This window comes from Streptomyces sp. NBC_00038 (genome assembly GCF_026343635.1).
Taxonomy (GTDB): domain Bacteria; phylum Actinomycetota; class Actinomycetes; order Streptomycetales; family Streptomycetaceae; genus Streptomyces.
Genome location: NZ_JAPELQ010000001.1, coordinates 1,653,531 through 1,680,208 on the forward strand (window position 1 = coordinate 1,653,531; position 26,678 = coordinate 1,680,208).

Annotated in this window: 30 protein-coding genes and 1 riboswitch; of the genes, 15 read left to right on the forward strand and 15 right to left on the reverse strand. The window is 70.3% G+C overall.

Translation table 11 applies throughout. The features are described 5' to 3' along the window. Position 1: 1 nt before the first annotated feature. The 4 genes from OG219_RS07675 to OG219_RS07690 form a co-directional block, all read right to left on the reverse strand. Positions 2–1,207 carry a sensor histidine kinase gene (locus OG219_RS07675; protein WP_266824215.1) on the reverse strand — a complete coding sequence of 402 codons (1,206 nt, stop codon included), beginning with the start codon at positions 1,205–1,207 and terminating at the stop codon, positions 2–4. A gap of 193 nt (positions 1,208–1,400) precedes the next feature. After that, complete coding sequence (locus tag OG219_RS07680) at positions 1,401–3,128, reverse strand: cation acetate symporter (protein ID WP_266824217.1); 1,728 nt, start codon at positions 3,126–3,128, stop codon at positions 1,401–1,403. Positions 3,129–3,130: 2 nt separating this feature from the next. Further along, complete coding sequence (locus OG219_RS07685) at positions 3,131–3,490, reverse strand: hypothetical protein (RefSeq protein ID WP_266824219.1); 360 nt, start codon at positions 3,488–3,490, stop codon at positions 3,131–3,133. 9 nt (positions 3,491–3,499) lie between these two features. Further along, on the reverse strand, positions 3,500–4,255 hold the full coding sequence (locus OG219_RS07690; RefSeq protein WP_266824221.1) for a LytTR family DNA-binding domain-containing protein: 756 nt from the start codon (positions 4,253–4,255) through the stop codon (positions 3,500–3,502). Between the two features lie 146 nt (positions 4,256–4,401). Between OG219_RS07690 and OG219_RS07695 the strand changes: the two genes are divergently transcribed. The 5 genes from OG219_RS07695 to OG219_RS07715 all read left to right on the forward strand — a co-directional run bounded on the left by OG219_RS07695 (position 4,402) and on the right by OG219_RS07715 (position 9,216). Continuing rightward, positions 4,402–4,905: an Lrp/AsnC family transcriptional regulator gene (locus OG219_RS07695; RefSeq protein ID WP_266824223.1), complete on the forward strand. Its 504-nt coding sequence runs from the start codon at positions 4,402–4,404 to the stop codon at positions 4,903–4,905. Between the two features lie 123 nt (positions 4,906–5,028). Further along, positions 5,029–5,841: a dimethylargininase gene (gene ddaH / locus OG219_RS07700; RefSeq protein ID WP_266824225.1), complete on the forward strand. Its 813-nt coding sequence runs from the start codon at positions 5,029–5,031 to the stop codon at positions 5,839–5,841. Beyond that, entirely contained in the window at positions 5,838–7,064 is a 1,227-nt protein-coding gene (gene rocD, locus OG219_RS07705) for an ornithine--oxo-acid transaminase (RefSeq protein ID WP_266824227.1), read from the forward strand. Before ddaH ends, rocD begins: the two co-directional genes overlap by 4 nt. Before the next feature lie 357 nt (positions 7,065–7,421). After that, positions 7,422–8,147, forward strand: coding sequence for a 1-acyl-sn-glycerol-3-phosphate acyltransferase (locus tag OG219_RS07710; RefSeq protein ID WP_266824229.1), 726 nt, complete (start codon positions 7,422–7,424; stop codon positions 8,145–8,147). A 43-nt stretch (positions 8,148–8,190) separates the two neighbouring features. Further along, positions 8,191–9,216 carry an NAD(P)-dependent oxidoreductase gene (locus OG219_RS07715; RefSeq protein ID WP_266824231.1) on the forward strand — a complete coding sequence of 342 codons (1,026 nt, stop codon included), beginning with the start codon at positions 8,191–8,193 and terminating at the stop codon, positions 9,214–9,216. A gap of 45 nt (positions 9,217–9,261) precedes the next feature. On the opposite strand, the gene OG219_RS07720 is transcribed toward OG219_RS07715, so the two are convergent. The 8 genes from OG219_RS07720 to OG219_RS07755 form a co-directional block, all read right to left on the reverse strand. Further along, positions 9,262–10,857: an alpha/beta hydrolase gene (locus OG219_RS07720; protein ID WP_266824233.1), complete on the reverse strand. Its 1,596-nt coding sequence runs from the start codon at positions 10,855–10,857 to the stop codon at positions 9,262–9,264. Positions 10,858–11,003: 146 nt separating this feature from the next. Beyond that, complete coding sequence (locus OG219_RS07725) at positions 11,004–11,759, reverse strand: urease accessory protein UreD (protein ID WP_266836030.1); 756 nt, start codon at positions 11,757–11,759, stop codon at positions 11,004–11,006. Next, complete coding sequence (gene ureG, locus OG219_RS07730) at positions 11,756–12,433, reverse strand: urease accessory protein UreG (RefSeq protein WP_266468471.1); 678 nt, start codon at positions 12,431–12,433, stop codon at positions 11,756–11,758. The genes OG219_RS07725 and ureG overlap by 4 nt, the downstream gene beginning before the upstream one ends. A gap of 143 nt (positions 12,434–12,576) precedes the next feature. Beyond that, a complete protein-coding gene (locus tag OG219_RS07735; protein WP_266824236.1) occupies positions 12,577–13,251 on the reverse strand; it encodes an urease accessory protein UreF in 675 nt (224 codons plus the stop codon). Further along, entirely contained in the window at positions 13,251–14,972 is a 1,722-nt protein-coding gene (locus OG219_RS07740) for an urease subunit alpha (protein WP_266824238.1), read from the reverse strand. Before OG219_RS07740 ends, OG219_RS07735 begins: the two co-directional genes overlap by 1 nt. Further along, positions 14,965–15,276: an urease subunit beta gene (locus tag OG219_RS07745; protein WP_266468464.1), complete on the reverse strand. Its 312-nt coding sequence runs from the start codon at positions 15,274–15,276 to the stop codon at positions 14,965–14,967. Before OG219_RS07745 ends, OG219_RS07740 begins: the two co-directional genes overlap by 8 nt. Before the next feature lie 16 nt (positions 15,277–15,292). Beyond that, complete coding sequence (locus tag OG219_RS07750) at positions 15,293–15,595, reverse strand: urease subunit gamma (RefSeq protein ID WP_266468462.1); 303 nt, start codon at positions 15,593–15,595, stop codon at positions 15,293–15,295. A 132-nt stretch (positions 15,596–15,727) separates the two neighbouring features. After that, positions 15,728–16,357: a TetR/AcrR family transcriptional regulator gene (locus OG219_RS07755; RefSeq protein ID WP_266824241.1), complete on the reverse strand. Its 630-nt coding sequence runs from the start codon at positions 16,355–16,357 to the stop codon at positions 15,728–15,730. 114 nt (positions 16,358–16,471) lie between these two features. Between OG219_RS07755 and OG219_RS07760 the strand changes: the two genes are divergently transcribed. Next, entirely contained in the window at positions 16,472–17,503 is a 1,032-nt protein-coding gene (locus OG219_RS07760; RefSeq protein ID WP_323183268.1) for an ABC transporter permease, read from the forward strand. 69 nt (positions 17,504–17,572) lie between these two features. On the opposite strand, the gene OG219_RS07765 is transcribed toward OG219_RS07760, so the two are convergent. Then, a complete protein-coding gene (locus OG219_RS07765) occupies positions 17,573–17,851 on the reverse strand; it encodes a type II toxin-antitoxin system Phd/YefM family antitoxin (protein ID WP_266824243.1) in 279 nt (92 codons plus the stop codon). Positions 17,852–17,987: 136 nt separating this feature from the next. On the opposite strand from OG219_RS07765, the gene OG219_RS07770 reads away from it, so the two are divergent. The 5 genes from OG219_RS07770 to OG219_RS07790 all read left to right on the forward strand — a co-directional run bounded on the left by OG219_RS07770 (position 17,988) and on the right by OG219_RS07790 (position 21,048). Further along, positions 17,988–18,341, forward strand: a complete 354-nt coding sequence (locus OG219_RS07770) for a hypothetical protein (protein WP_266824245.1) — start codon at positions 17,988–17,990, stop codon at positions 18,339–18,341. 133 nt (positions 18,342–18,474) lie between these two features. Further along, a complete protein-coding gene (locus tag OG219_RS07775) occupies positions 18,475–19,110 on the forward strand; it encodes an ATP-dependent Clp protease proteolytic subunit (RefSeq protein ID WP_266824247.1) in 636 nt (211 codons plus the stop codon). A 7-nt stretch (positions 19,111–19,117) separates the two neighbouring features. After that, positions 19,118–19,426, forward strand: coding sequence for a hypothetical protein (locus OG219_RS07780; RefSeq protein ID WP_266468448.1), 309 nt, complete (start codon positions 19,118–19,120; stop codon positions 19,424–19,426). A 349-nt stretch (positions 19,427–19,775) separates the two neighbouring features. Then, positions 19,776–19,962, forward strand: a riboswitch (cyclic di-AMP (ydaO/yuaA leader). Between the two features lie 3 nt (positions 19,963–19,965). Next, the gene (locus tag OG219_RS07785; RefSeq protein WP_266824250.1) at positions 19,966–20,439 is read left to right on the forward strand and encodes a C40 family peptidase; all 474 of its coding nucleotides are present in this window, start codon (positions 19,966–19,968) and stop codon (positions 20,437–20,439) included. A 90-nt stretch (positions 20,440–20,529) separates the two neighbouring features. Beyond that, positions 20,530–21,048 (forward strand): DUF6328 family protein, encoded by a 519-nt coding sequence (locus OG219_RS07790; protein WP_266824252.1) that lies wholly within the window; start codon positions 20,530–20,532, stop codon positions 21,046–21,048. 64 nt (positions 21,049–21,112) lie between these two features. On the opposite strand, the gene OG219_RS07795 is transcribed toward OG219_RS07790, so the two are convergent. Then, on the reverse strand, positions 21,113–21,571 hold the full coding sequence (locus OG219_RS07795) for an ATP-binding protein (protein ID WP_266824254.1): 459 nt from the start codon (positions 21,569–21,571) through the stop codon (positions 21,113–21,115). 212 nt (positions 21,572–21,783) lie between these two features. On the opposite strand from OG219_RS07795, the gene OG219_RS07800 reads away from it, so the two are divergent. Together OG219_RS07800 and OG219_RS07805 are read left to right on the forward strand one after the other, a co-directional pair. Continuing rightward, complete coding sequence (locus OG219_RS07800; protein WP_266824256.1) at positions 21,784–22,641, forward strand: helix-turn-helix transcriptional regulator; 858 nt, start codon at positions 21,784–21,786, stop codon at positions 22,639–22,641. A 9-nt stretch (positions 22,642–22,650) separates the two neighbouring features. Further along, on the forward strand, positions 22,651–22,875 hold the full coding sequence (locus tag OG219_RS07805; protein ID WP_266824258.1) for a DUF397 domain-containing protein: 225 nt from the start codon (positions 22,651–22,653) through the stop codon (positions 22,873–22,875). Between the two features lie 3 nt (positions 22,876–22,878). On the opposite strand, the gene OG219_RS07810 is transcribed toward OG219_RS07805, so the two are convergent. Further along, complete coding sequence (locus OG219_RS07810) at positions 22,879–24,003, reverse strand: 8-amino-7-oxononanoate synthase (protein ID WP_266824260.1); 1,125 nt, start codon at positions 24,001–24,003, stop codon at positions 22,879–22,881. 214 nt (positions 24,004–24,217) lie between these two features. On the opposite strand from OG219_RS07810, the gene bioB reads away from it, so the two are divergent. Together bioB and OG219_RS07820 are read left to right on the forward strand one after the other, a co-directional pair. Beyond that, positions 24,218–25,393, forward strand: a complete 1,176-nt coding sequence (bioB, locus tag OG219_RS07815; RefSeq protein ID WP_266824262.1) for a biotin synthase BioB — start codon at positions 24,218–24,220, stop codon at positions 25,391–25,393. Continuing rightward, positions 25,386–26,678 carry an adenosylmethionine--8-amino-7-oxononanoate transaminase gene (locus OG219_RS07820; protein ID WP_266824264.1) on the forward strand — a complete coding sequence of 431 codons (1,293 nt, stop codon included), beginning with the start codon at positions 25,386–25,388 and terminating at the stop codon, positions 26,676–26,678. The genes bioB and OG219_RS07820 overlap by 8 nt, the downstream gene beginning before the upstream one ends.

A 26,678-nucleotide genomic window follows, 5' to 3' on the forward strand; every position in this document is an offset into this window, starting at 1 on the left:
CTCACTGGCGCGGGAGTCGCGCGGCCGAATGCACGCCCGGCTGGTATTTCGGCAGCCGGGCGGTGATCTTCATGCCCGCTCCCACCGCGGTCTCGATGACGAGGCCGTAGTCGTCCCCGTACACCTGGCGCAGCCGGTCGTCGACGTTGGACAGTCCGATGCCGTCGGAGGGGCTGACCTCGCCGGCCAGGATGCGGCGCAGCCGGTCGGGGTCCATGCCGGTGCCGTTGTCCTCGATGACGACGAGCGCCTCGGCTCCCGCGTCCTGCGCGGTGATGCTGATGTGGCTCTTGTCGGTCTTGCCCTCGAGTCCGTGCTTGACGGCGTTCTCCACGAGCGGCTGGAGGCAGAGGAAGGGCAGTGCGACCGGCAGCACCTCGGGCGCGATCTGCAGCGTGACCGAGAGGCGGTCCCCGAAGCGGGCCCTGACCAGCGCCAAGTAGTGGTCGATGGCGTGCAGTTCGTCGGCGAGGGTGGTGAAGTCGCCGTGCCTGCGGAACGAGTAGCGGGTGAAGTCGGCGAATTCCAAGAGCAGTTCGCGGGCGCGCTCGGGGTCGGTGCGGACGAACGAGGCGATCACCGCGAGCGAGTTGAAGATGAAGTGCGGGGATATCTGGGCGCGAAGTGCCTTGATCTCGGCCTCGATGAGGCGGGTACGGGACTGGTCGAGGTCGGCGAGTTCCAGTTGCACCGAGACCCAGCGGGCGACCTCGCCCGCGGCCCGCACGAGGACGGCGGACTCGCGGGGCGCGCAGGCGACGAGGGCTCCGTGTACCCGTTCGTCGACGGTGAGAGGGGCGACGACGGCCCAGCGCAGCGGGCAGTCGGGTTCGTCGCAGGTGAGGCGGAAGGCCTCGCCGCGGCCCGTGTCCAGCGGTCCTGCGAGCCGCGCCATGATCTCGGTGCGGTGGTGCTCCCCCACTCCGTCCCAGGCGAGGACGGTCTCCTGGTCGGTCAGACACAGCGCGTCGGTGCCGAGGAGTGTGCGCAGGCGTCGGGCGGACCGGCCCGCCGTCTCCTCGGTGAGGCCCGCGCGCAGCGGGGGCGCGGCGAGCGAGGCGGTGTGCAGGGTCTGGAAGGTGGCGTGCTCGACGGGGGTACCGAGCCCGCCGAGGCTCTCGGGCCGCGCGGTGCGCCTGCCGAGCCAGAAACCGGCGGCGAGGAGAGGGAGTACGGCGACGCAGAGCCCCGCGATGAAGCCGCTCATGACGTGATCTCCGTGCGCACGTGTTGTCTCATGACCTGGCCTCCGCGAGCACCTGTCGCCTCATGACCTGGCCCTCCGCAAACACGTGTCGCCTCATGACCTGGCCCTCCGCGAGCACCTGTCGCTTCATGACGTGGCCACTGCGCGCGCATCCCACCCCATGACGCGGCGGGCGTCCACTCGCCGTCCCGCCTCACGCCTTGGCCTCCGCCCGCACCTGGCCCCGGGCCAGCTCCTCCGGCAGATGGAAGCGCGCCAGGATCGCCGCGGTGCCCACCGGCACCCGCCCCGGCGTGGCGAGGGACACCACGATCATCGTCACGAACCCGAGCGGCACCGACCACAGCGCGGGCCAGGCGAGCAGGGCGTGCAGCGGACCGGTGCCCGGAAAGCCCGCCATGGTCGCGCCGACGGCGACGAGCGCGGAGCCGCCGCCGATGAGCATCCCGGCGGCCGCGCCCGGCGGGGTCAGCCGCCGCCACCAGATGCCGAGGACGAGCAGCGGGCAGAACGAGGACGCGGACACGGCGAAGGCGAGCCCCACGGCGTCGGCGACAGGCAGTCCGCCCACGAGCGCGCTCGCCGCGGCCGGGACCGCCATGGCGAGCACGGTGCCCAGCCTGAAGTGCCGTACGCCGCGCGAGGGCAGCACGTCCTGGGTGAGCACGCCCGCCACGGCCATGGTCAGTCCGGACGCGGTCGACAGGAACGCCGCGAAGGCCCCGCCCGCGACCAGCGCGCCCAGCAGGTCGCCGCCGACTCCGCCGATCATCCGGTCGGGCAGCAGCAGTACGGCCGCGTCCGCCTGCCCGGTGAGGGTGAGCTCGGGGGCGTACAGCCTGCCCAGCGCGCCGTAGACGGGCGGGAGGAGGTAGAAGGCGCCGATCAGGCCGAGTACAGCGACCGTGGTGCGGCGGGCGGCAACGCCGTGCGGGCTGGTGTAGAAGCGGACGACCACGTGCGGCAGTCCCATCGTGCCGAGGAAGGTGGCGAGGATCAGGCCGTACGTGGCGTACAGCGGGCGTTCCTCGCGGCCCGACGCCAGCGAGGTGGACATGCCGCCGTTGCTGCCGCGGTCGGCCGCCGGGACCGGGTCGCCCTTGGTGAAGGTCAGCCGGGTGCCGCTTTCGATGTGGTGGACTCCCGCGGGGAGTTCGACGCGCTCGTCCTCGTACCGGCGACCGTCGACGGTGCCCGTCGCGGTGACGCCCAGCGGCTGGGAGAGCTTCAGGTCGAGGCTGTCGTCGACGCGGACGACGCTCTGCTCGCGGAAGGCGGCGGGTTCGTCGAAGGCGTCGCGCGGAGCGCCGTCGCTCTGCCAGGCGAGGACCAGGAAGAGCGCGGGGACGAGCAGGGCGGTGAGCTTGAGCCAGTACTGGAAGGCCTGCACGAAGGTGATGCTGCGCATGCCGCCCGCGGCGACGGTGGCGACCACGACGACGGCGACGAGCACCCCGCCGAACCAGTCGGGCGCGTCGGTCAGTACGGCCAACGTCAGTCCCGCACCCTGCAGTTGGGGGAGCAGATACAGCCAGCCGACGCCGACGACGAAGATGCTGGCAAGGCGTCGCACGGCCTGTGAGCCGAGCCGCGCCTCCGCGAAGTCGGGCAGCGTGTACGCGCCGGAGCGGCGCAGCGGGGCGGCGACGAACAGGAGCAGGACGAGATAGCCGGCCGTGTAGCCGACGGGGTACCAGAGCATGTCGGGGCCCTGGACGAGCACCAGGCCCGCGATGCCCAGGAAGGAGGCGGCGGAGAGGTATTCGCCGCTGATGGCGGCCGCGTTGAGCCGTGGCCCCACGGTGCGTGAGGCGACGTAGAAGTCGGAGGTGGTCCGGGAGATTCGCAGGCCGAACGCGCCGACCAGGACGGTCGCCACGACCACGAGGGCGACCGCGGGGACGGCGTAGTTCTGGTCCACGTTCAGCGGTCCTCGACCAGGCGCACGAAGTCCCGCTCGTTGCGTTCGGCGCGGCGCACGTACCAGCGGGCGAGCAGTACCAGCGGCGGGTACACGCAGAAGCCGAGCACGGCCCACTCCAGGCTCGCGCCGTCCGGCATCGCGGCGAACACCAGGGGCAGCGGTCCGACGAGCAGCACCAGGACCGCCAACACCACGAGTGCCACCCGGAGTTGGCTGCGCATGAGCGAGCGGACATAGGTGTGGCCGAGGGTGGTCTGCTCGTCGATCTCGGTTCTGGGCCGGTAGTAGCCGGACGTCCTGCGGGTGCGCCGGGGCACACCGGTGACCGTGACGCGGCGTTCGGTCGGATCCTGCGGCACGCCGCCCCCTCAGCTCGTGGTCCGGCGCAGCAGCAGGTCGCGCAGTTCGCGGGCGTGACGGCGGCTGACCTGGAGTTCGACGGAGTCCACGAGGACGCTCACCGTGCCCGCGTCCAGCCGGAGCTCGCCTATGTGGCGCAGCGCGACGAGATGGCGCCGGTGGATGCGGACGAAGCCCCGGGAGCGCCAGCGCTCTTCGAGGGTGGACAGCGGGATGCGGACGAGGTGGTTGCCCTGGGCGGTGTGCAGGCGGGCGTAGTCGCCGTGCGCCTCGACATGGGTGATGTCCTCGACGGCCACGAAGCGGGTCACTCCGCCGAGCTCGACGGATATGTGGTCCGGGTCGGGTTCGTGCACGGGTATCAGCGGGGCGGCGTCCATGAGCTGGGCGGCGCGGCGTACGGCCTCGGCGAGGCGCTCTCGGCGTACGGGCTTCAGGACGTAGTCGACGGCCTTGAGGTCGAAGGCCTGGACGGCGAAGCCCTCGTGGGCGGTGACGAACACGACGAGCGGCGGCTTGGCGAATCCGGTGAGCAGCCGGGCCAGGTCGAGGCCGTCGAGTCCGGGCATGTTGATGTCGAGGAAGACGACGTCGATCGCCTCGGGGCCGTCCGGGCCGGACTCCAGCGCCCGGTTGATCCGGCGCAGCGCCTCGGTCGCGTCGCTCGCGCCCTCGGCCCCTGCGACCCGTGGATCGGCGTTCAGCAGATACAGGAGTTCCTCGAGGGACGGTTGTTCGTCGTCGACGGCGAGGGCGCGCAGCATGAAGGTGGAGTGTAGGAGGAATTCCCACGTCTGGACATGTCCGGGACGTGGAGGTTGCCGCACGACAGGCGCGGATGTCGCCGATGGACCGGCGTGGGCGTCGCCGCCGCACGGGCCTGGAGGGTGTCGCTGGATACAGTGCGGCCATGAGCAGCAAGCCCGCGATGTTCGACGACCTCGACCGCAAGATCATCACTGCCCTGATGGCGAACGCGCGGACCAGTTTCGCGGAGATCGGCGCGGCGGTCGGGCTCTCGGCCACGGCGGTCAAGCGCCGTGTGGACCGGCTGCGCGAGACGGGCGTGATCACCGGGTTCACGGCCACGGTGAAGCCGGCGGCGCTCGGCTGGCGTACGGAGGCGTACGTCGAGGTCTACTGCGAGGGCGCGGCGCCGCCCCGGCGGATCGCCGAGGTCGTGCGCAACTACCCCGAGATCGCCGCGGCCATGACCGTGACCGGCGGCGCGGATGCGCTGCTGCACGTACGGGCCACCGACGTGGAGCACTTCGAGGAGGTGCTGGAGCGGATCCGGGACGAGCCGTTCATCCGGAAGACGATCAGCTACATGGTGCTGTCCCATCTGCTGCCGGAGGCCCCGGAGGCCGGGGCGACCCACGCGGCCCCGGGTGACGCATCAAACATGCGCTGAGACGCCAGAACACGCAGCAATCCTGCGCAGACACGCAGCTCTCGTCGCTTGTCGCACGTATCCCCCGTTTCTTACCGTGGAGGCACCCTCAGCCAACACCGCAGGAAGCGGAGGAACCTCTCTGTGCCCGACAGCCGTGTGCAACGCCCCCGGCGCTTTCTCGTCTGCGAACCCAGACACTTCGCCGTGCAGTACGCGATCAATCCCTGGATGCACCCGGACACCCCCGTGGACGTGGACCTCGCCCGCGACCAGTGGCAGGCGCTGATCCGCGCCTACCGCACCCACGGCCACACCGTCGACTCCGTCGAGCCGGTCGCCGACCTCCCCGACATGGTGTTCGCGGCGAACTCCGCGCTCGTCCTGGCGGGCCGCGTCTTCGGCTCGTACTTCCACGCCCCCCAGCGCCGCCCCGAGTCCACCGCGTACGAGACCTGGTTCAAGTCGGCCGGCTTCGACGTCTACCGCCCCGAGTCGGTGTGCGAGGGCGAGGGCGATCTGATCCCGGCAGGCCGGTACGTCCTGGCCGGCACCGGATTCCGTACGACCCGCGAGGCCCATCGCGAGGTGCAGGAGTTCTTCGGCGTCCCGGTGATCAGCCTCCAGCTGGTGGACCCGCTCTTCTACCACCTGGACACCGCGCTGTTCGTGCTCGACGACGAGAACATCTGCTACTACCCGGAGGCCTTCTCGCCCGGCAGCCGTGAGGTGCTCGCGCGGCTCTTCCCGGACGCGGTGCTCGCCACCCGCGAGGACGCCATGGCCTTCGGCCTCAACTCCGTCTCCGACGGCCGGCACGTCTTCGTCTCGCCGCGCGCCGAGGCGCTCGCCGGGCAACTCGCAGTCCACGGTTATGTCCCTGTCCCCGTCGACCTCTCGGAGTTCCACAAGGCCGGCGGCGGCATCAAGTGCTGCACTCAGGAGATCCGCTCATGACCGCTCCCGCGCTCACGCGTACGTCCGAGGAACTGATCCGCGCCGAGGCGCCCGTCCTCGCGCACAACTACCACCCGCTGCCCGTGGTCGTCGCAAGCGCCGAGGGCACCTGGGTCGAGGACGTCGAGGGCCGTCGCTATCTCGACATGCTGGCGGGCTACTCGGCCCTCAACTTCGGTCACCGCAACCCGGTGCTGATCGAGGCCGCGCACCGCCAGCTCGACCGGCTGACGCTGACCTCGCGCGCCTTCCACAACGACCGGCTCGCCCAGTTCGCCCAGTCGCTGGCCGAGTTGACGGGCCTGGACATGGTGCTGCCGATGAACACGGGCGCGGAGGCGGTGGAGAGCGCCGTCAAGGTGGCCCGGAAGTGGGCGTACGAGGTGAAGGGCGTCGCACCGGACCAGGCGACGATCGTCGTGGCCGCCGACAACTTCCACGGCCGTACGACGACCATCGTCAGCTTCTCCACGGACGAGACGGCCCGTGCGGGCTTCGGCCCGTTCACGCCGGGTTTCCGGATCGTCCCGTACAACGACCTCGCCGCGCTCGAAGCGGCCGTCGACGAGACGACGGCGGCCGTGCTGATCGAGCCTATCCAGGGCGAGGCGGGCGTCGTCATCCCGGCCGACGGCTACCTCGCCGGCGTCCGCGAGCTGACCCGCCGCAAGGGCTGTCTGTTCATCGCGGACGAGATCCAGTCGGGTCTTGGCCGCACGGGCACCACCCTCGCCGTCGACCACGAGAACGTCGTCCCCGACCTTCTCCTCCTCGGCAAGGCGCTCGGCGGCGGCATCGTGCCGGTCTCCGCGGTGGTCGGGCACCGTGACGTGCTCGAAGTACTGCGTCCCGGCGAGCACGGCTCGACCTTCGGCGGCAACCCGCTCGCCGCGGCGGTCGGTTCGGCCGTCGTCGAACTGCTGGAGACCGGTGAATTCCAGCGCAGGGCCGCCGAGTTGGGCGTGGTGATGCGGGACGGTCTGGCCGCGCTCGTGGGCAAGGGTGTCGAAGGCTTCCGCTCGCGCGGGTTGTGGGCGGGCGTGGACATCGATCCCGCCATCGGCACGGGCCGCGAGATCAGCGAGGGCCTGATGCGCGAGGGCGTTCTGGTCAAGGACACGCACGGTTCGACGATCCGGCTGGCCCCTCCGCTGACCATCACCGGCGAGGAACTGCGGTCGGCTCTGGGGGCGTTGGAGAAGATTCTGACGAAGGGGGCCTGACGGCTGCCGCACCGGCGGAGGGCGCGCGGCGGGGCCGGAGGCGCTGACTTCCCGCAGATGATCGACCGCCTCGCCCGCCGGGCTCCGCCCGCTCACCCCGCTCGATGATTCGTCACATCGCTGGGGCCACCGGATACTCCGGCGGCCCCAGTACGGCGTTGCGCGCCGCGCTCCCTCGGGCATGAACCGGACGGCATGACATACCGTCAGGAAAGCGGTCAGGGTTCGATGCGGGTCCGGTCGGGCACAGTGCCACCGGGCGGCACCTGCCCCTACACTGACACCCCCACCGCATGCCCGCTGACCTGCTGGAACACGGCGCGATTGAGCCGATCCGCCGGAGTGAGGAGCGCCCCGATGTTCTACTACGTGCTCAAATACGTGCTTCTGGGTCCGCTGTTGAGACTGGTCTTCCGGCCTCGGATCGAGGGCCTTGAGCACATCCCGTCGTCGGGGGCGGCCATCGTCGCCGGCAACCATCTGTCGTTCTCGGACCACTTCCTGATGCCCGCGATCCTCAAGCGCCGCATCACCTTCCTGGCGAAGGCCGAGTACTTCACGGGCCCCGGCATCCGGGGCCGGCTGATCGCCGCCTTCTTCCGCAGCGCCGGGCAGATCCCGGTGGACCGCTCCGGCAAGGACGCGGGCCAGGCCGCGATCCGCGAGGGGCTCGGCGTCCTGGCCAAGGACGAACTGCTCGGCATCTACCCGGAGGGCACCCGCTCCCACGACGGCCGCCTCTACAAGGGCAAGGTCGGCGTCGCGGTGATGGCCCTGAAGGCCCAGGTACCCGTCATCCCCTGCGCGATGATCGGCACCTTCGAGGCCCAGCCGCCGGGCCGGAAGATCCCGAAGATCCACCCCGTCGCCATCCGCTTCGGCAAGCCCCTCGACTTCTCCCGCTACGCCGGGATGGAGAACGAGAAGGCCATCCTGCGCGCCATCACCGACGAGATCATGTACGCCATCCTCACCCTCTCCGAGCAGGAGTACGTCGACCGGTACGCAGCCGTCGTCAAGGCCGAGGAGGCCGCCGAGCGCGCGGAGAACGCCCGCAAGTTCCCGCGGCTGCCGCTGAGTTGAAAACCCGGCCGCGCCAGCCGTACGTCCTGTACATTTTATACGTATGAGACGTACTGTAGTGATCGGAGCGACAGGGCAGATCGGACGCGCGGCCGTGGGCTCGCTCGTACGGGACGGCTGGGAGGTGACGGCCGCCTCGTTCGGCGGCGGCCGGGACGAAGCCTGGCCGGAGGAAGTGCGGTCCGCGCGGCTCGACCGGGCTGACGACGCGGCACTGGCCGAGGTGATCGGGGACGGCTGCGACGTGCTGGTCGACATGGTCGCCTACGGGGCGGGACACGCACGGCAGTTGACGGGCCTGGCCGATCGCGTCGGCTCGGCCGTGGTGATCTCCAGCTTGTCGGTGTACGAGGACGACAAGGGGCGCGGTTTCGACACCCAGTCCGAGCCGGACGGGTTTCCCGAGTACCCGGTGCCGATCCCGGAGAGCCTGCGCACCGTACAGCCCGGTGAGGACACGTACAGCAGTCGGAAGGCCGCGCTGGAGCGTGAACTCCTCGCGGCGGCCGACCAGTTGCCGACGACCCTGCTGCGCGCGGGCGCTATTCACGGCCCGTACTGCCGCACCCCCCGCGAGCTGTACGTCGTCAAGCGCAACCTCGACGGCCGGCGCAGGCGGATCCTCGCGTTCGGCGGCACGAGCCGCTTCCATCCCGCGAGCGTTCACAACATCGCCGAGCTGATCCGCCTGGCTGCCGCACGGCCGGGGTCGCGCGTCCTCAACGCCTGCGATCCCGAGGCGCCCACGGTGGCCGAGATCTGCGCGGCGATCGACGCGGTGATGGGCGTCGAGACGGAGAGTGTTCTGGTGGACGGCCCGCCGCCCGCTCCGACCGTGGGTGACACACCGTGGACCGTTGCGGCTCCCGTGATCTGCGACATGTCGGCGGCCGAACGGGAGTTGGGCTACCGCCCGGTGGTGGAGTACGCCGAGTCGCTGCCTGAGACGGTCGCGTCGATCGAGCGCCAACTGGCCGGAGGGGACTGGCGGGAGGCGTATCCCAAGATGTTCCAAGCGTACGGGGATCTCTTCGACTACGCCGCGGAGGACGCCTGGTCGGCGTCATGAGCGAGGGGCGGCCGGAGATCCGGCCGCCCCTCCCTTCATGCGTGGTTACGGCTTGGGCGTGGCGTGCGGCGCGCACGTCACATCGGCCGCGTCCGTCTTCCCGGTGAGCAGGTAGGTGTCCACCCGCTCGTTGATGCACGGGTTGACCAGGCCGGTCACACCGTGCGAGCCCGCGTCCTTCTCGGTGATCAGGCGGGAGCCCTTGAAGCGCTGGTGCAGTTCGACGGCGCCCTCGTACGGGGTGGCGGCGTCATTCGTGGACTGCACGATCAGGACAGCAGGCAGGCCCTTGCCGGTCTTGACGTTCACCGGGGTCTGCTGCTTCACCGGCCAGGTGGCGCAGGGCAGGTTCAGCCACGCGTTGGCCCAGGTCATGAACGGGTAGTCCTTGTTGAGCCGCGTGTTGTCCCGGTCCCACTTCTTCCAGCTGGTGGGCCACTTGGCGTCGGTGCACTCGACGGCCGTGTAGACGGCGTTGCCGTTCTCCGCGGAGGCGTTGCCCGCGGTGTCCGACAGGTCGGGTGCGGCGGCGTCGACGATCGCCTGGGTGTCACCGGCGACGTACTGGCTGAACACGGTGGCGACCGGCACCCACGAGGAGTCGTAGTACGGGGCGCTCTGGAAGAACCCGATCAGCTCGGCGGGACCGACGACCCCGCCGATCGGGTTCGCCTTGGCGGTGGCCCGCAGCTTCAGCCACTGGTCCTGCACCTCGGCCCGGGTGTCGCCGAGGTGGAAGGTCGCGTCGTTCTTGGCGACCCAGTCCTCCCAGTCCTTCCAGCGGCCCTCGAAGGCGACGTCCTGGTCGAGGTTGGCCTCGTACCAGATCTTCTCGCGCGACGGGTTGACGACACTGTCGACGACCATGCGCCGGACATGCGTCGGATACATCGTGCCGTAGACGGCGCCGATGTACGTGCCGTAGGAGACGCCCAGGAAGTTGAGCTTCTTCTCGCCGAGTGCCGCCCTGATGACGTCCAGGTCGCGCACGGTGTTCGGCGTGGTCATCTGCGGCAGCATGTCGCCACTGCGCTCGGCACAGCCGTCCGCGTACTCGGCTGCCAGCTTGCGCTGGGCGAGCTTGTCCGCCTCGGTGTCCGGGACCGGGTCGGCCTTGGGCGCCTTCACGAACTCCTGCGGGTCGATGCAGGAGATGGGCGCCGAGTGGCCGACACCGCGCGGGTCGAAGCCCACGAAGTCGTAGGCCTTGGCCGTGTTCGCCCAGATCGGGTTCTTGTTGGTCACCCGGGTCGGGAAGCGCATGCCGGAGCCGCCGGGGCCGCCCGGGTTGTAGACGAGGGCGCCCTGGCGCTCCGCCTGCGTGCCCGTGTTCCCGATGCGGTCGACGGCGAGCTTGATCTGCTTGCCGTTCGGGTGGGCGTAGTCGAGCGGGACGGTCACCCAGCCGCACTGGATCGGCTTCACGAAGCCCCAGTCGGCCGGACAGTCCTGCCAGTCGATCCCGGCCTTGGCGGCCCGGTCCGCAGCGATCGCCGCTCCGCGGGCCTCGCGGTCCTGCCCGTGGCCGGCGTCGGCGGTGGCCGACGGAGCCGCCACGGCTCCGGCTATCAGGGTCGCCGTGACGAGCGCTCCGGCCGAACCGAGCGCTGTCACCCGTTTCGTCGGTCTGATGCCCCTCAAGTGGGACCTCCCCGTACATCGTTGCGATTGGTACGGGGATCCTTTCGGCTGTGAGGTACCTGAGAACAGATGCCGCGAGGGTTCTTTACTAATCCGATAACCGGTGAGACCTGCCCCGTTGAGCGGAGACAGCCGGGCCACCGGCCTCAGTCGAGCGAACTCAGCGCCTCGTCCAGCACCCGCCGCAGCCGCAGCGCGTCCGACGCCAGCGCGGTCACGAGTACGGCGGGACCGGCGAGCGGCATGAGCGAGGCGGACTCGCCAAGGAGCCGCGCCTGCACCGGTACGCCTGCGAACTCCGGCCGTACGACGAGCAGTTGCCCGAGCGCACGATGCCCTGCCAGGACAGCGGGACCGTCCCAGCCGCCGGGCGCGCCCGGTCCGCACGACAGTTCCTGGTCCAGCAACGGCCGTCCGTCGAGCCGCACAGTGAGACGGCTGCTGAGCCGCCCGGGTTCCTCACCCGCCCGACCGAGTACCTGCTCCTCCCGGAAGACCAGCCGGGCACCCGCCGCCAGCTCGATGCGCGAGGAGACGTACAGATCACTCCCGTTGGCGGAGATCAACTGCTCGGGCAGCCAACGCAGCTCACCCCCGTCGGCCACCTTCAGACGCACGTCGTAGCGCGACTCGCCCTTGGCCTGCCCCGGCAGGGCGATGGTGGCGGCCGCCGACCCGATGTGCAGCCGGGCCCCCTCCGCGGCCTCCGCCTCCACGGTGAAGTGGTCACCGCCGAGCGGGCCGCTCATCGCACCGACGAGCATGACCCGCGCCTCGGATGCCACGCCCCGGGTGCGCCGCAGGGCGAGCGGCCCGTCCCCTTCGAGCACCGGCAGGGAGGTACCGCCCCGGCCGTCGTCCCGCGCCCCGATCCGCGCGGTGGCCCGTACCCCCGCCGTCATGCCGTCCACGCGGCGAGCCGCTCCCGCACCCACGCGGCGACGTCCGCGACCCCGCCCTCGGCCCGCAACGACTGGAACACCACGGGCAGCTCGGCCCGCTGCGTCTTGGCGTCGGCCGCCATCCGCCCCAGATCGGACCCGACGTACGGCGCAAGGTCGGTCTTGTTGACCACCAGCAGGTCGGCCGTGGTCACCCCGGGCCCGCCCTTGCGCGGAATGTCGTCCCCGCCCGCCACGTCGATCACGAAGATCTGCGCGTCGACCAGCCCCTTGGAGAAGGTCGCGGTGAGGTTGTCACCCCCGGACTCGACGAGGATGAGGTCCAGCGGCCCGACCTCGTCCTCCAGATCCTCGACCGCTTCGAGGTTGGCCGAGATGTCGTCCCGGATCGCGGTGTGCGGGCAGGCCCCCGTCTCGACGGCGGTGATCCGCTCGGGCGGCAGCACCGCCTCACGCAGCAGGAACTCGGCGTCCTCACGCGTGTAAATGTCGTTCGTGACAACGGCGAGGGACAACTCCTCGCGCAGCGCCCGGCAGAGTGCGGCGACGGTCGCGGTCTTGCCCGAGCCGACCGGCCCACCGAGCCCTATACGGAGGGCACGGCGGGTGCCGTCGGGACGGTGAGCGTCGGCACTGAGGGCGGAGGGTCCGTCGTGGGAGTGGTCGAGGTGCATGGCTACGGCTCCAACTTCTCAGCCCGTCCGGCGTTTGAGGACGAGCCCTTCGGGCGATCGGGGGTCTGGGGGCGGAGCCCCCAGGTACGGGACGGGTAGGGGCGGAGGGGGCGAACTCCATCCATCAGCGGCTCCGCCGCGGGCTACGACGCGAACAGCCGCACCGGCCACCCCGCATGCGCCTCCGCACCGATCTCCAGCAGCGGCGCGGAAGCCGCAGGCAGCGCGTCGACCCCGTCGTCGAGCACACGACGAGCGGCGTCGGCGGCAGCGCGCGCCACCAGATCCAGCTCCGGCGCAAGCCGAGCCAACGCCCCGGTGGCGTCAAAGGGATCCAGACTCAGCAACCGCACCGTCGCGGTCGCCGGCCCACTGACCGCCTCGTACGCGGAGCAGTACGCGGCATCCTCCGCCCCGAGCCCCGCAGCCCGCGCGGCAAGCCCGAGCACCACCGGCTGATGCGCCCCCCTGGGAAACTCCCGCGCCAGCGCGTCGAGTTCGGCGGAGGGCCACGTCGCCCGAGCCGCCCGCATCAACTGCCGCCCGAGCCGCCGCGCGGCAACCCGCAACGCGGGCGACGGCGTACGGGCGTCCGCGGCCACGTCCAGCGTCACCGGGTCGACCCCGATTGCGGCGGCCGCGGCCAGCGAGGCCGACACGAGCCCCGCCGTGTGCAGCCGCCCCCGGCAGAAGTCCTCAAGACTCGCCGCGCCCGTGATGCGCCCCGCCTTGACGGCCGCCTCGGCCCCGCCGGAGTGCGCGTGCCCTCCGGCGGGAAAGCGGCCGTCGGCCAGAACGAGAAGCGCTGCCCTGGACATCAGAAGAGGAAGTAACGCTGGGCCATGGGCAGTTCGGCGGCCGGAGTCGCCTCGACCAGCTCCCCGTCGATGTGCACGGCGAAGCTGTCGGGGTCGATCTGGACGCGTGGACGCGCGTCGTTCTCACGCATGTCCGCCTTGGTGACCGCCCGCGTCGACTCGATGGCCATGAAGCGCTTCCCGAGCGAGAGCCGCTCCGGCAGACCGTCCTCGATGGCGAGCGGGGCGACGAAGTTGAACGAGTTGGACGCCGGCGCCCGCCCGATCGCGCCGAACATCGGCCGCGGCAGGACCGGCTGGGGCGTCGGGATGGACGCGTTGGCGTCGCCCATCTGCGCGTAGGCGATCTGACCGCCCTTGATGACGAGGTGCGGCTTGACCCCGAAGAACGCGGGCTCCCACAGCACCAGGTCGGCGAGCTTGCCGGTCTCGACGGAGCCGACCTCGCGGGCGAGGCCCTGCGCGAGCGCCGGGTTGATCGTGTACTTGGCGACATAGCGACGTACACGGTGGTTGTCCGCACGGCCGTCGCCGGGGAGCGCCCCCCGTCGCCGCTTCATCACGTGCGCGGTCTGCCAGGTCCGCATGATGACCTCGCCGACCCGGCCCATGGCCTGGGCGTCCGAGGAGATGATCGAGATGGCGCCGAGGTCGTGCAGGATGTCCTCGGCCCCGATCGTCGACGGCCGGATCCGGGACTCGGCGAAGGCCAGGTCCTCGGGCACCGCCGGGTTCAGGTGGTGGCAGACCATCAGCATGTCGAGGTGTTCCTCGGCGGTGTTGACGGTGTAGGGCCGGGTCGGATTGGTGGAGCTGGGCAGCACGTGCGGCTCGGAGACCACGGTCATGATGTCGGGCGCGTGCCCGCCGCCCGCGCCCTCGGTGTGGTACGCGTGGATGCCGCGTCCGGCGATGGCGGCGAGGGTGTCGCCGACGAAGCCGGACTCGTTCAGCGTGTCCGTGTGGATGGCGACCTGGATGCCGGTCCGGTCGGCGACGGTCAGCGCGGCGTCGATGGCGGCGGGCGTGGACCCCCAGTCCTCGTGGATCTTGAGGCCGAGCGCGCCGCCGCGGATCTGGGACATCATGGCGTCGCGCGAGACGGTGTTGCCCTTGCCGAGCAGACCGAAGTTGAGCGGGTACTCCTCCATCGCCTCCAGCATCCGCGCCAGATGCCAGGGGCCGGGCGTGACCGTCGTCGCCTTCGAGCCCTCGGCCGGACCGGTGCCGCCGCCGATCAGCGTGGTGATTCCGGCGGACAGCGCCTCGTCGGCGATCTGCGGACAGATCAGGTGGACGTGCGCGTCGATGGCACCCGCGGTCAGGATCCGCCCGTTGCCCGCGATGATCTCGGTCTCCGGGCCGATGACCAGGTCGGGGTGCACCCCGTCCATGGTGTCTGGGTTGCCCGCCTTGCCGATGCCGGTGACCCGGCCGTCGCGCATACCCACGTCGGCCTTGATGATCCCCCAGTGGTCGACGATCACCGCGCCCGTGATGACCGTGTCCGGGGTGCCGTCTGCGCGCGTAGCGCGCGCCTGGCCCATGGATTCGCGGATGACCTTGCCACCGCCGAACACCGCCTCGTCACCGGCGAGTCCAGGGCCGCCGGAACGATCCTCCTCGATCTCGATCAGCAGGTCGGTGTCGGCGAGCCGGATACGGTCGCCGGTGGTGGGGCCGAACAGGTCGGCGTACGCGGCACGCGAGATCTCAGGCATCGAGGGCACCTCCGGTCTCCCCGCGCAGTCCGGGCACCACGCGGGCACCGGCGAGCGGAACGAGTTCGACGTCGACAGGAATCCCGGGCTCGAAGCGCACGGCGGTGCCGGCGGCGACGTTGAGCCGCTTGCCGCGCGCGGCGGCACGGTCGAACTCCAGACCGGGATTGGCCTCGGCGAAGTGGTAGTGGGAGCCGACCTGGACGGGCCGGTCGGCGGCGTTGAGGACGGTCAGCCGGGTGACCTCGCGGCCTTCGTTGAAGGCGACGGGCCCGTCGGCGAACAGGATCTCTCCGGGAATCATGGCTCTCGCTCTCCCGTCAGACGATCGGGTCGTGGACGGTGACGAGCTTGGTGCCGTCCGGGAAGGTCGCCTCGACCTGGACGTCGTGGATCATCTCGGGGATGCCCTCCATGACGTCGTCCCGGTTGAGGATCTTGCGTCCGGAGGACATCAGTTCCGCCACGGTCCGGCCGTCACGCGCGCCTTCGAGGATGTGCGACGTGATGAGGGCGATGGCCTCGGGATGATTCAGTTTCAGCCCGCGGGCCCGCCGCTTCTCGGCCACGTCGGCGGCCACATGAATCAGCAGCCTCTCTTGCTCGTGCGGTGTCAGTTGCACGGCGTCCCACCTCACAGTCCTCGCTCCGGACCGTGCGGGGTCCGGTGGCCGTAGCCACCAAAACCCCTGGTGGCGTGGATGCGCAGGCTAGTTGGACGGCGTTTCAACGACGTTAACCAGCCTTTGATCCACTCATGACCGCGGGCCGGGCTCCCCCATGCTCATCAGACCCCGCAGACCCTCCTGCAACACCTCGACGGGCAGGGCGCCGAACAGCGCCATCTGCGCGACGAACCCCTGGGCCAGGGCGATCATGGTCCGCGCGACGCTCTCGGGCGGTACGTCGTCACGCATCATGCCCGCGTCCTGGTAGCCCTTGACCACCTTGCCCCAGGCCGCGCGGACCTTGGCGTAACCCTCGTTGATGACCCGCGACAGGTCGTCGTTGCGCAGGGTCTCGGTCCACACCTGGACGATCAGCCGGGGCAGGACCGACTGCCCCTCGTGCATCAGCCCCGGCTTCATGTTCAGGATCTTGTTCATGACCCACCCCATGAGCACGTCGGGCGGCGGGATGGGGCGCTGCTGGGCGGCCGTCTCGAATGTGTCGCGGACCTCGTCGAGGACCTCGGTGACGATGGCGCCGATCAGTTCCTCCTTGCCGCTGAAGTAGCGGTACACGGCTCCCGCGGAGAGGTCGACCTCCTTCAGCACGTCCTGCATCGACGTGGCATGGAACCCGTTGCGCGCGAAGCAGAGGGCCGCGCCGTCGAGGATCTGGCGGCGACGGGCGTCGAGGTGTTCCTGGGATACGCGGGCCATGCCGTTCAACGTAGAACGAACATTCTTTCTTGACAAGGCGACGGGCCCGCAGGATGGTGAGGCATCCCTAAAACGAACAATCCTTCTTTTTACTTGCATCGAGGGAGACCTCCCATGTCCTCCGCCTCCGCTCCCCCTTCCGACGTGCCCTCGCCTCCGCCGCGGCACCGCCGCAACATGGCCGCCGTGGTCGTACTGGTCCCCGTACTGGTGGCGCTCGCGCTCTGGGCCTTCGCCTGGCCCGCGGCCCGTACCGCGCCCCGCGACCTGCCGCTGGGCGTGGCGGGTTCCGCGTCCGCGACCGCCCCGGTCGAGAAGCAGCTCGCCCGGCAGGACGGCGCCTTCGAGATCCACCGCTACGCCGACGAGGCCGCCGCCCGGGAGGCCATCGAGGACCGGAACGTATACGGCGCGATCGTCGTCACCGAGCGGGGCCCCGAGCTGCTCACCGCGTCCGCGGCGAGCCCGCTCGTCGCCCAGCTGCTGCAGCAGGCGGTGGCCGGCCATGCCCCGGAGGGCACGACCGTGACGACCACCGATGTCGTTCCCGCCCCCGCCGAGGACCCGCGCGGCGCCGCCCTCACGTCGAGCGTGCTCCCGATGGCGCTGGCCGGGGTGGCTGCGGGCGTCGTCGCCACCCTGCTCGGTCTGCGGGGGGTCCGGGCCGTGGGCGCACTGACCGGCGCGGCCGTCCTCGTCGGCGTGGTGTCCGCCTCGATCGCGCACAGCTGGCTGGGGGTTCTCTCCGGCGACTGGTGGGCCGAGGCCGGCGCGCTGAGCCTGTCGACGCTGGCGGTGAGCGGCGCCGTCGCAGGGCTTGCGGCGCTCGCCGGACGTCCCGGTATCGGACTCGGAGGGTTCCTGATCATCCTGCTCGGCAACCCCTTCTCCGGCGCGTCCTCCGCCCCGGAGATGCTTCCCGAGCCGGTCGGCACGATCGGCCAGTGGCTGCCGCCGGGCGCGGGCGCCTCGCTGCTCCGCTCGGTGTCGTTCTTCGACGGCGCCGCCGCGATCGGGCCCGCGCTGACCCTGGCCTGGTGGGCCACGCTCGGCCTGGGAGCGGTACTGCTGGGCGACGCGCTCAAGCGACGCCGGACCACGACCACCGAGACGGTAACCGTCCGGGAGCCCGCCTTGATGAACTGACGGGGAGAGCCGCGCGGTTGAGCCCGGCGTGGGGACGGACGCGCACACCCCCGCCGAACCGCCGCACACCTACGACACGTTGGGCCCCCGGTGCTCCGCCGCGATGCCGAACCTCTGGCGCTCGCGCGGGGCGGGCGCGACCTCGCGGACGGTGGAGTAGGCGCTCACCACCTGCTCCTCCGCGGAGTCCTGGAGTTCTTCGAGGCGTTCCAGGTCGGCGGCGGAGACCAGGGCGACGAGAGGCTTCCCGTGACGCGTCACGACGACGCGCTCACCGCCGTACACCACGCGGTTGATCAGATCGGCGAGCTCAGCCCTGGCTTGCGTCACCGGAATCTCGTAGGCCATGTCATCCAGCTTAGACCGGGCCCCCGACAAGCCACTCGGAGCGGACGATCTCATTCAGCTCCGCCGAAAAGGATTCGTCCCTACGATCAAGTCTCCGCCTCCGGGGGGAGGCGTGCATGACAACGAGGAGGGGACCTTGTCCGAACTTTCCAGACGGTCACTGCTGGGGTACTCGGGGACCGCGGCGGCCGGAGCCGTGCTTGCCTCCAGCGGGACGGCACAGGCCGCGGCGGCTGAAGCAACGGAGACCGCCGACGCCGCGACGGTCACCTTCCCCAGCGACACGGAGTTCAGCGGAACGACACTTCTCCCGGTCGGCGACTACGTGGGCCAGATCAAGCTGAGTTTCAGCGTCGGGTTCTCCGAAGCTCCGACAGCGAACACCATCACCCCCCTGGAAATAGCGAACGCCCTCAACGAACTGGCCGCGTCTCGCGGTTGGCCCACCATCACGTTCTACGGCACGCCCGCCCCGGCCCCTCTCAACTGACACTCGCCTCACCCCGAGAGTCCCCGTGGAGCACCTCGCTCCACGGGGATTTTCGCTGTCAGCGAGCATCCCTCGACGACATCCGTACGTCCTGTACATTTTTTACAGACGCGATGCCGAGGAGGCGCAAGCCATGAACCGCCCGTCCGCCCGCCATGTCCTGCCCGAGTTCAGCGAACGCACCAGCGCGGGGCACCGGACCCTGGACCCGTACTCGAAGCTCCTCGACGAGCGGATCGTGTTCCTCGGGACACCGGTCGACGACACGTCCGCGAACGACGTGATGGCTCAGTTCATGCACCTGGAGTACCTGGCGCCGGACCGGGACATCTCGCTGTACATCAACTCCCCCGGCGGCTCGCTCAGCGCGATGACGGCCGTCTACGACACGATGCAGTTCGTCACCTGCGAGGTGGAGACCGTCTGCCTCGGCCAGGCCGCCTCGGCCGCCGCCGTGCTGCTGGCGGGCGGCACGCCGGGCAAGCGGTTCGCGCTGCCGGGTGCCCGCGTGCTGATCCACCAGCCGTCGTTTCCCGAGCCGATCCAGGGGCAGGCTTCTGATCTGGCCATCCAGGCCGAGGAGTTGACGCGTACTCGGAGGATGCTGGAGGAGATGCTCGTGCGGCACACAGGCCAGAGTCCGGAGCGGGTCGCCGCGGACATCGAGCGGGACAAGATCCTCGACGCGCCTGCGGCACTGGCGTACGGACTGATTGACGGGATCATCCCGAGCCGCAAGGCTTCTCGCCCCACACCCGGCGCGAGGTGAGCGGCCGATGCTCCCACCCGAACTGCCCCCGCTGCCCGCACTGACGCGCGCGGAAGCCGAGTTGATCGACCGTTACCTGGACGTGGTCGACCTGCTCGGCCGCATCAACCCGGCCCGCCCCGGGGACACCTACCGAGGTCTGCGAGCGGCTCAGGCGCTGGTCGCCAAGGCGACGGCACTGCGGGACGCCCTCGCGCTGATGCACCAGCGCGGCGAGAGCGAGGTGCACGCTCCGACCCTGGCACAGGCCCTGCGTGTCCTCGACGGCGAGCGGCGGGCCGCCCGCGTCACCCTGCCGCCCGGTTCCGACAGCTGACGCCCTCCCACCCGGGCCCCCGCACACGCCGACCCGTCGGAGCGTCCGGCCCGGGTTTCAAACGCACCAGATGGTGTACCCCCGGATGGCGTAGACACCCATCCTTCCAAGAGCGCGCAGAAGTTGCGCAACGCGCGTAGCGCGATTGCGTACTTGAAGCCCTTCGTTGCTGGTACGGGCGTCGTCGGCCTGCTGGACACTCGCTCGAACGGCGGGGTGTCCACCCGAACGGGTGAGTGGTGAGTAACCCCACAAACCACCGATTCCGCTCGGATTTTCCGACATCAATGCGTGAAGATCCCTTCCGACGACAAGCCCCCGCCACACCGGCGGGGCGGTCCGGGTCGGACGCCGAGTCCTGCCGCCTCCCGGATGACCGGTCGACAGATGTGCATCGGCAGGAGTGGAGGACCCAGCACGACGGGCCGCCGGAGAGATCCGGGCGGTCCTTGGGGTGAAGCCGCAGTAAGCGGCCGGGCTACTTCGCCAGCCCGAATCCGACAGGTCATCCTTCACAGGCGGCTGACGAAGGGTTGCGCATGACTGCGCTCAATCGTGTCCCGTCGCTGTGGACGAGGGCCGGTACGGCCTCGGCTCTCACCATCGCCGCCGTGGGCGGCAGCCTCGTGGTCCCCGGCGTCGCATCCGACGCCGAAGCGGCCACCCTGGCGACGAAGGCACTTCAGGTCGCGGCTTCCAAGAAGGGCTCCCCGTACAAGTACGGCGCCGCTGGGCCGCGCCGTTTCGACTGCTCCGGGCTCACGCTCTACTCGTACAAGAAGGCGGGCAAGAAGCTGCCTCGTACGGCCGCGGCGCAGTACAACAAGACCAACCATGTCTCCGCCTCGAAACGCAAGGCCGGAGACCTCGTGTTCTTCCACTCGGGCCGGAGCGTGTACCACGTCGGCATCTACGCCGGGAAGGGAAAGATCTGGCACTCCCCGAAGTCCGGGGAGGTAGTGAAGCTCCAGAAGATCTGGACGAAGAGCGTCTGGTACGGCCGAGTGAGCTGACCCGTTCCGTGGGGGCGACGGCGCGCGCCGTCGCCCCCACGGAACGTGCGGCAGGGCGTGAAACACGGTCGAACCGGTTACTCGTCCACCATGGTGGAACAACGTCCCCGCACGGAACGCGACGAGAAACCTCTTGAGCGCGCCGACCGCAATTTCGCCGAGCTCCTCCAGGAGCTGCGGGTCACCCAGACCGGCGTGCAGATCCTCTTCGCCTTTCTGCTGACCCTGGCCTTCACCCAGCGCTTCCCTTCGCTGGACACGACGCAGCGCGCCACGTACGTGACCACGCTCCTGCTCGCGTTCCTGGCCGCCGCCCTGTTCACTGCGCCGGCCGCCCTGCACCGGTCGCTGTTCCAGCAGAACGTCAAACCCGCCATCGTGCGGGTCTCCTCCTGGCTGACCCACGTCGGCCTGTACGTGCTGATGCTGGCGTTCACCGGATCGGTGCTCCTCGTCGTCGACGTGACGGTGGGGCGCGGCGCCGGGATCGCCGCGGGCGCGGGCACTCTGGCCGTCTGTCTGGCTCTGTGGACCGCCCTGCCCTGGCTGGTGCAGCGCCATGTCACGTCCGCAGAGGGGCGAGGAGAGGAATCGGACCCAGCGACGTGAGCGTGCTGCCAGTTGTGCTGCGCGGTGCCTTCGGACGCGCCGCGCAGCGCAACTGGACCGGGACTCAGGGCTCTTGCGGACCCCCGGCCGTCACCGGCTCGACCGGTGCCGTCCAGGGCAGTTCGATGGAGATGGTCTTGCCGCCTTCGCGGGTGGGCCGGACGGTGAGTCTGCCGCCGCACTCCGCGGTCAGCCAACGGATGATCACCATGCCGCGTCCGTTGTCCTGCTGGACGGCTGCGGGCAGTCGTTTGGGAAAGCGTGGGTGGCTGTCGGTGACGCCGAGGCGCAGGTGTTCGTCCCGGTCGAGGCGGACGTCCACTCTGAAGGTGGGCGACTGCCCGAAAGTGTGCTGGACGGCGTTGGTGGCTAGTTCGGACACGATCAGGCGTACGGTGTCGGCGACTTCGGAGTCACCCGGCAGGCCCCATTCGGCCAGCACTTCGGCGACGAATTTCCGGGCCGCGGAGACCGAGGCTGGATCGCTCGGCAGAGTGACGGATGCTTCCTGATGGTCTGCCATGGCGCGGTCGTCCCTTTCCCACGGGACCGGGGTCCGACACGGAGCGGATGGTTCGAGTACGGTCCCGGACTGGTGCTTCGCGCCAGACTGCCATTACCTGGCCGGTCACGGGTGCGATCCACCGAGATATGCATATATCTGTCGCTCGAAGCGGTGAACTCTGCGACGGAGGACCGTATTTGGGCGGCTCGGAAGGAGTAAGGAGTACGGCCATGCAGTACGGTCCCGCGGTACGCCGCCGCAAGCTCGGTGCAGAACTGCGCGCTCTGCGCGTGGGTGCGGCTCTCACGAGCGGGGAGGCGGCCCGTCTCCTCGGCTGGCACCAGTCGAAGGTGAGCCGGATCGAGACCGGCACGAGTGGGGTCAAGCCCGCGGACGTGGAGCGGCTCCTGGACGCCTACGCCGTCGACGAGCCCGAGTTACGGGACCTGCTGGTCGTGCTGGCGGGCGCGGAGGGCAACGGGCGGCACCACTGGTGGCACGCCTACCGCGGTGTCCTGCCGCCGACGTACCGCGACTTCATCAGTCTGGAGTCGCAGGCCAGCGGAATGCGCACGCTGGAGACGTCCGTGGTGCCGGGGTTGCTGCAGACACCCGAGTACGCCCGTGCGGTGACGCGGGCCGCCGTAGGGGGACTTGAGGACGCCAAGCTCGACGCGCTCGTCGAGGTGCGCCTTGCCCGGCAGGACGTGCTGCGTTCGAATCCGCCGCTGGAACTGAGTGCGGTCCTGGACGAAGCGGTGCTGCGACGGGACGTTGGCGGGCCGGAGGTCATGGCACGCCAGCTGCACCGGTTACGGGAGGCCGCCACCCTGCCTCAAGTGCGGCTTCAGGTACTGCCGTTCGCCGCCGGGGCGCACATCGGAGTCACCGGGCCTTTCGTTATCTTCTCATTTCCGAACACTTCTGATCTGGATGTGGTTGTTCTCGACCACTTGACGAGTAGCCTCTATCTCGAACGGAAAGAAGACCTAGAGGCCTACAGCGAGGCCTTCAACGCCCTTCAGATCCAAGCCCTTTCGCCCGAGGACTCATTGGATTACATCGCCGGGTTAGGTGACGGCGCGTAAGGAGGCACCATGTCTGCACTGCCTCGGTACGTACCTTCCAGTACTTCGCTGCACGATGTGCGCTGGCTGTGCAGCAGTCGCAGTACGGGAATGAACAACTGCGTCGAGACGGCACGACCGGGTCCAGGACCCTGGTCCGGACTCGTGGCCGTCCGCGACTCCAAGAACACCGCAGGTCCCGCCCTGCTGTTCACCCCTGCCACCTGGGAGGGATTCATCGCCGGACTGAGCTGAGCATCATCGGGTTGCGCTGATCACCCGTACCGCGTGCTCGATCTGTGCGTCGGTGAGGTCCGCGCGAGCGGTCAGCCTCAGTCGGGAGATGCCGTCGGGCACCGACGGGGGGCGGAAGCAGCCGACGGCGAGTCCCGCCTCGCGGCAGTCGGCGGCCCACCGCACGGCCCGTTCGGGGGACGGCGCGCGCACGGAGACGACGGCGGCGTCCGGTCGTACCGCTTCCAGGCCCTCGGCCGTCAGGCGGCTGTGCAGCGCCGTGGCCACCGCGCGGGCCCGTTCGGCACGCTCCGGTTCGCGGCGCAGCAGCCGCAGCGCCGCGAGGGCCGCGCCCGCCGCCGCGGGCGCGAGACCGGTGTCGAAGATGAACGTGCGCGCCGCGTTGACCAGGTGGTCGATGACGGGTGCGGGCCCGAGGACGGCACCGCCCTGGCTGCCCAGCGACTTGGACAAGGTGACCGTCACGACGACGTCCGGGTCGCCCGCGAGGCCCGCCGCCTGCGGAGCGCCCCGGCCGCCGTCGCCGAGGACGCCGAGCCCATGTGCGTCGTCGACGACGATCCCGGCGCCGAACGCCCGGCAGGCGGCGGCAAGACCGGCCAGCGGCGCCGCGTCCCCGTCCACCGAGAACACCGTGTCGGAGACGGCGACGGCGGGCCCCCTGTGGGTGCTGAGCGCCTTGCGCACGGCGTCGGGGTCGGCGTGCGCGACGACCTGCGTGGTGCCCCGGGCCAGCCGGCAGCCGTCGATCAGCGAGGCGTGGTTGCCCGCGTCCGAGACGACGAGGGAGCCGTGCGGCGCGAGCGCGGTGACGGCGGCGAGGTTGGCCGCGTATCCGGAGGAGAAGACGAGCGCGGACTCGAAGCCGCAGAAGCCGGCCAGCTCGCGTTCGAGTTCGCCGTGCAGTTCGGTCGTGCCGGTGACGAGCCGGGATCCGGTGGCACCGCCGCCCCACGTTCTCGCGGCTGCCGCGGCGGCTTCGGTGATCTCCGGATGGCGGGCGAGACCGAGGTAGTCGTTGCTCGCGAGATCGAGGAGCGGGGAGTCCGCGGGCCGCGGGCGAAGGGTGCGTACGAGTCCGGCCCGGCGGCGCGCCTGCGCCTGCTCGTCGATCCAGCCGAACGCCATGGGTCCTCCAGACCGTGGTTACTAATGTGGGGCGGGCGGTGCTTGGGCGCACTGGTTTCCGCGGCCGGCGCACGCACTGGTTTTTGTAGGCAGTGCACAGACCCTAGCGGCCGCCCCAGCCACCCAGGGTGTGGCAATACCCACACGTCGAACCGTCTCTCTTGTGCAAACTCTCCTTGGCCGCAAGCGGTCGCATACGCCAGGATCGGACCTCATGGACCTGCTGAACACGCTGGTGGACAAGGGGCTTCGGCGCGAGCTGCCGACCCGCGAAGAAGCTCTGGCCGTGCTGGCCACCTCCGACGACGACGTGCTCGACGTGGTGGCCGCGGCCGGAAAGGTGCGCCGGCACTGGTTCGGCCGACGGGTGAAACTCAACTATCTCGTCAATCTCAAGTCGGGCCTGTGTCCCGAGGACTGCTCGTACTGCTCGCAGCGGCTGGGGTCGAAGGCCGGGATCCTCAAGTACACCTGGCTCAAGCCGGAGGAGGCCTCCAAGGCAGCGGCGGCGGGCCTGGCCGGGGGCGCCAAGCGGGTCTGCCTGGTGGCCAGCGGACGTGGTCCGACGGACCGTGACGTGGACCGGGTCTCCGACACGATCAAGGCCATCAAGGACGGGAACGAGAACGTCGAGGTCTGCGCCTGCCTCGGCCTGCTGAACGACGGGCAGGCGGAGCGGCTGCGCGAGGCGGGCGCGGACGCCTACAACCACAACCTGAACACGTCCGAGGGGACGTACGGGGACATCACGACCACGCACACGTACGCCGACCGGGTGGACACCGTCCAGAAGGCGCACGCGGCCGGCCTGTCCGCCTGCTCCGGTCTGATCGCCGGCATGGGCGAGAGCGACGAGGACCTGGTCGACGTCGTCTACGCACTCCGCGCGCTCGACCCAGACTCCGTTCCGGTGAACTTCCTGATCCCCTTCGAGGGCACCCCGCTCGCCAAAGAGTGGAACCTGACGCCTCAGCGGTGTCTGCGGATCCTGGCGATGGTCCGGTTCGTCTGCCCGGACGTCGAGGTCCGCATCGCGGGCGGCCGTGAGGTCCATCTCCGCACGATGCAGCCGCTGGCCCTGCACCTCGCCAACTCGATCTTCCTCGGCGACTACCTCACCAGCGAGGGCCAGGCCGGCAAGGCCGACCTGGACATGATCGCGGACGCCGGGTTCGAGGTGGAGGGCGCGGGCGAGGTGACGCTGCCGGAGCACCGGGTTGCCGAGGGTGGGGGCTGCGGCTCGCACGAGGGCGGCGGCGGGTGCGGTTCCGCTTCCGCCTCCACGCCCGCTCCCGCTTCCGCTCCCGCGGAAACGCCTGCCGAGGCGCGTACGGATCTCGTGGCCGTACGCCGCCGGGGTGCCGGAACGGATCTCGCGCCCAATGCCTGATCTGCCCGTGGCCGGGTCCGTGCGCGAGCTGCTGGATCTCGACCGGCGGCATGTGTGGCATCCGTACGGGCCGATGCCCGGCCGGCAGGAACCGCTCGTCGTGGAATCGGCGAGCGGGGTACGGCTGCGCATGGCGGACGGCTCGGGCGAGCTGATCGACGGCATGTCGTCCTGGTGGTCGGCCATCCACGGCTACAACCACCCGGTACTCAACGACGCCGCGCGCGACCAGCTGGAACGCATGAGCCATGTCATGTTCGGCGGGCTCACCCACGAGCCCGCCGTACGGCTGGCGAAGCGCCTTGTCGACATTTCACCCGAGGGTCTTGAGCACGTCTTCCTCGCCGACTCCGGTTCGGTCTCGGTCGAGGTCGCCGTCAAGATGTGCCTCCAGCACTGGCGCTCGCTCGGCCGCCCCGCCAAGCAGCGCCTGCTGACCTGGCGCGGCGGTTACCACGGGGACACCTGGCAGCCGATGTCGGTGTGCGACCCCGAGGGCGGGATGCACGAACTGTGGCAGGGGGTGCTGCCGCGGCAGATCTTCGCGGAGGCACCGCCGGTCGCGTACAAGGAGTCGTACGCGGACCGGCTGCGCGAGCTGATCGAGCGGCACGCCGACGAACTGGCCGCGGTGATCGTCGAGCCGGTGGTGCAGGGCGCGGGCGGGATGCGGTTCCACTCCCCCGCGTATCTGCGGGTGCTGCGCGAGGCGTGCGACGCGCACGACGTGCTGCTCGTCTTCGACGAGATCGCGACCGGCTTCGGGCGCACGGGCGCGCTGTTCGCGGCGGAGCACGCGGGCGTGACGCCCGACGTGATGTGCGTCGGCAAGGCGCTGACCGGCGGCTATATGACGATGGCGGCGACGCTGTGTACCTCGCGGGTCGCCGACGGGATCTCGCGGGGAGAGGTCCCGGTGCTCGCCCACGGGCCCACTTTCATGGGCAATCCGCTGGCCGCCGCCGTCGCCTGCGCCTCGATCGACCTGCTGCTCGGGCAGGACTGGCGGACCGAGGTGAAGCGGATCGAGGCGGGGCTGCGGGAGGGCCTGGAGCCCGCCCTTGAACTGCCTGGCGTCCGGGACGTACGTGTCCTGGGGGCGATCGGCGTCGTCCAGCTCGACCACGAGGTGGACATGAGCGCGGCGACGCGAGCCGCTGTCCACGAGGGGGTCTGGCTGCGGCCGTTCCGCGACCTCGTCTACACGATGCCGCCGTACGTCACCGGTGACGCGGACCTGGCACGGATCACACGCGCGGTGTGCGCCGCGGCACGGGAAGGGTGA

Coding starts and splice junctions, on each gene's coding strand:
- OG219_RS07735 (WP_266824236.1), bottom strand. CDS start 13,251: ATGTCCAGGGCAGCGCTTCTCGTTCTGGCCGACGGCCGCTTTCCCGCC.
- OG219_RS07810 (WP_266824260.1), bottom strand. CDS start 24,003: ATGGCGTTCGGCTGGATCGACGAGCAGGCGCAGGCGCGCCGCCGGGCC.
- OG219_RS07775 (WP_266824247.1), top strand. CDS start 18,475: ATGAACCGCCCGTCCGCCCGCCATGTCCTGCCCGAGTTCAGCGAACGC.
- OG219_RS07790 (WP_266824252.1), top strand. CDS start 20,530: ATGGTGGAACAACGTCCCCGCACGGAACGCGACGAGAAACCTCTTGAG.
- OG219_RS07695 (WP_266824223.1), top strand. CDS start 4,402: ATGAGCAGCAAGCCCGCGATGTTCGACGACCTCGACCGCAAGATCATC.
- OG219_RS07785 (WP_266824250.1), top strand. CDS start 19,966: ATGACTGCGCTCAATCGTGTCCCGTCGCTGTGGACGAGGGCCGGTACG.
- OG219_RS07745 (WP_266468464.1), bottom strand. CDS start 15,276: ATGATTCCCGGAGAGATCCTGTTCGCCGACGGGCCCGTCGCCTTCAAC.
- OG219_RS07710 (WP_266824229.1), top strand. CDS start 7,422: ATGTTCTACTACGTGCTCAAATACGTGCTTCTGGGTCCGCTGTTGAGA.
- OG219_RS07780 (WP_266468448.1), top strand. CDS start 19,118: ATGCTCCCACCCGAACTGCCCCCGCTGCCCGCACTGACGCGCGCGGAA.
- OG219_RS07755 (WP_266824241.1), bottom strand. CDS start 16,357: ATGGCCCGCGTATCCCAGGAACACCTCGACGCCCGTCGCCGCCAGATC.
- OG219_RS07725 (WP_266836030.1), bottom strand. CDS start 11,759: ATGACGGCGGGGGTACGGGCCACCGCGCGGATCGGGGCGCGGGACGAC.
- OG219_RS07760 (WP_323183268.1), top strand. CDS start 16,472: ATGTCCTCCGCCTCCGCTCCCCCTTCCGACGTGCCCTCGCCTCCGCCG.
- OG219_RS07675 (WP_266824215.1), bottom strand. CDS start 1,207: ATGAGCGGCTTCATCGCGGGGCTCTGCGTCGCCGTACTCCCTCTCCTC.
- bioB (WP_266824262.1), top strand. CDS start 24,218: ATGGACCTGCTGAACACGCTGGTGGACAAGGGGCTTCGGCGCGAGCTG.
- OG219_RS07800 (WP_266824256.1), top strand. CDS start 21,784: ATGCAGTACGGTCCCGCGGTACGCCGCCGCAAGCTCGGTGCAGAACTG.
- OG219_RS07795 (WP_266824254.1), bottom strand. CDS start 21,571: ATGGCAGACCATCAGGAAGCATCCGTCACTCTGCCGAGCGATCCAGCC.
- OG219_RS07715 (WP_266824231.1), top strand. CDS start 8,191: ATGAGACGTACTGTAGTGATCGGAGCGACAGGGCAGATCGGACGCGCG.
- OG219_RS07740 (WP_266824238.1), bottom strand. CDS start 14,972: ATGCCTGAGATCTCGCGTGCCGCGTACGCCGACCTGTTCGGCCCCACC.
- rocD (WP_266824227.1), top strand. CDS start 5,838: ATGACCGCTCCCGCGCTCACGCGTACGTCCGAGGAACTGATCCGCGCC.
- OG219_RS07820 (WP_266824264.1), top strand. CDS start 25,386: ATGCCTGATCTGCCCGTGGCCGGGTCCGTGCGCGAGCTGCTGGATCTC.
- OG219_RS07765 (WP_266824243.1), bottom strand. CDS start 17,851: ATGGCCTACGAGATTCCGGTGACGCAAGCCAGGGCTGAGCTCGCCGAT.
- ureG (WP_266468471.1), bottom strand. CDS start 12,433: ATGCACCTCGACCACTCCCACGACGGACCCTCCGCCCTCAGTGCCGAC.
- OG219_RS07690 (WP_266824221.1), bottom strand. CDS start 4,255: ATGCTGCGCGCCCTCGCCGTCGACGACGAACAACCGTCCCTCGAGGAA.
- OG219_RS07805 (WP_266824258.1), top strand. CDS start 22,651: ATGTCTGCACTGCCTCGGTACGTACCTTCCAGTACTTCGCTGCACGAT.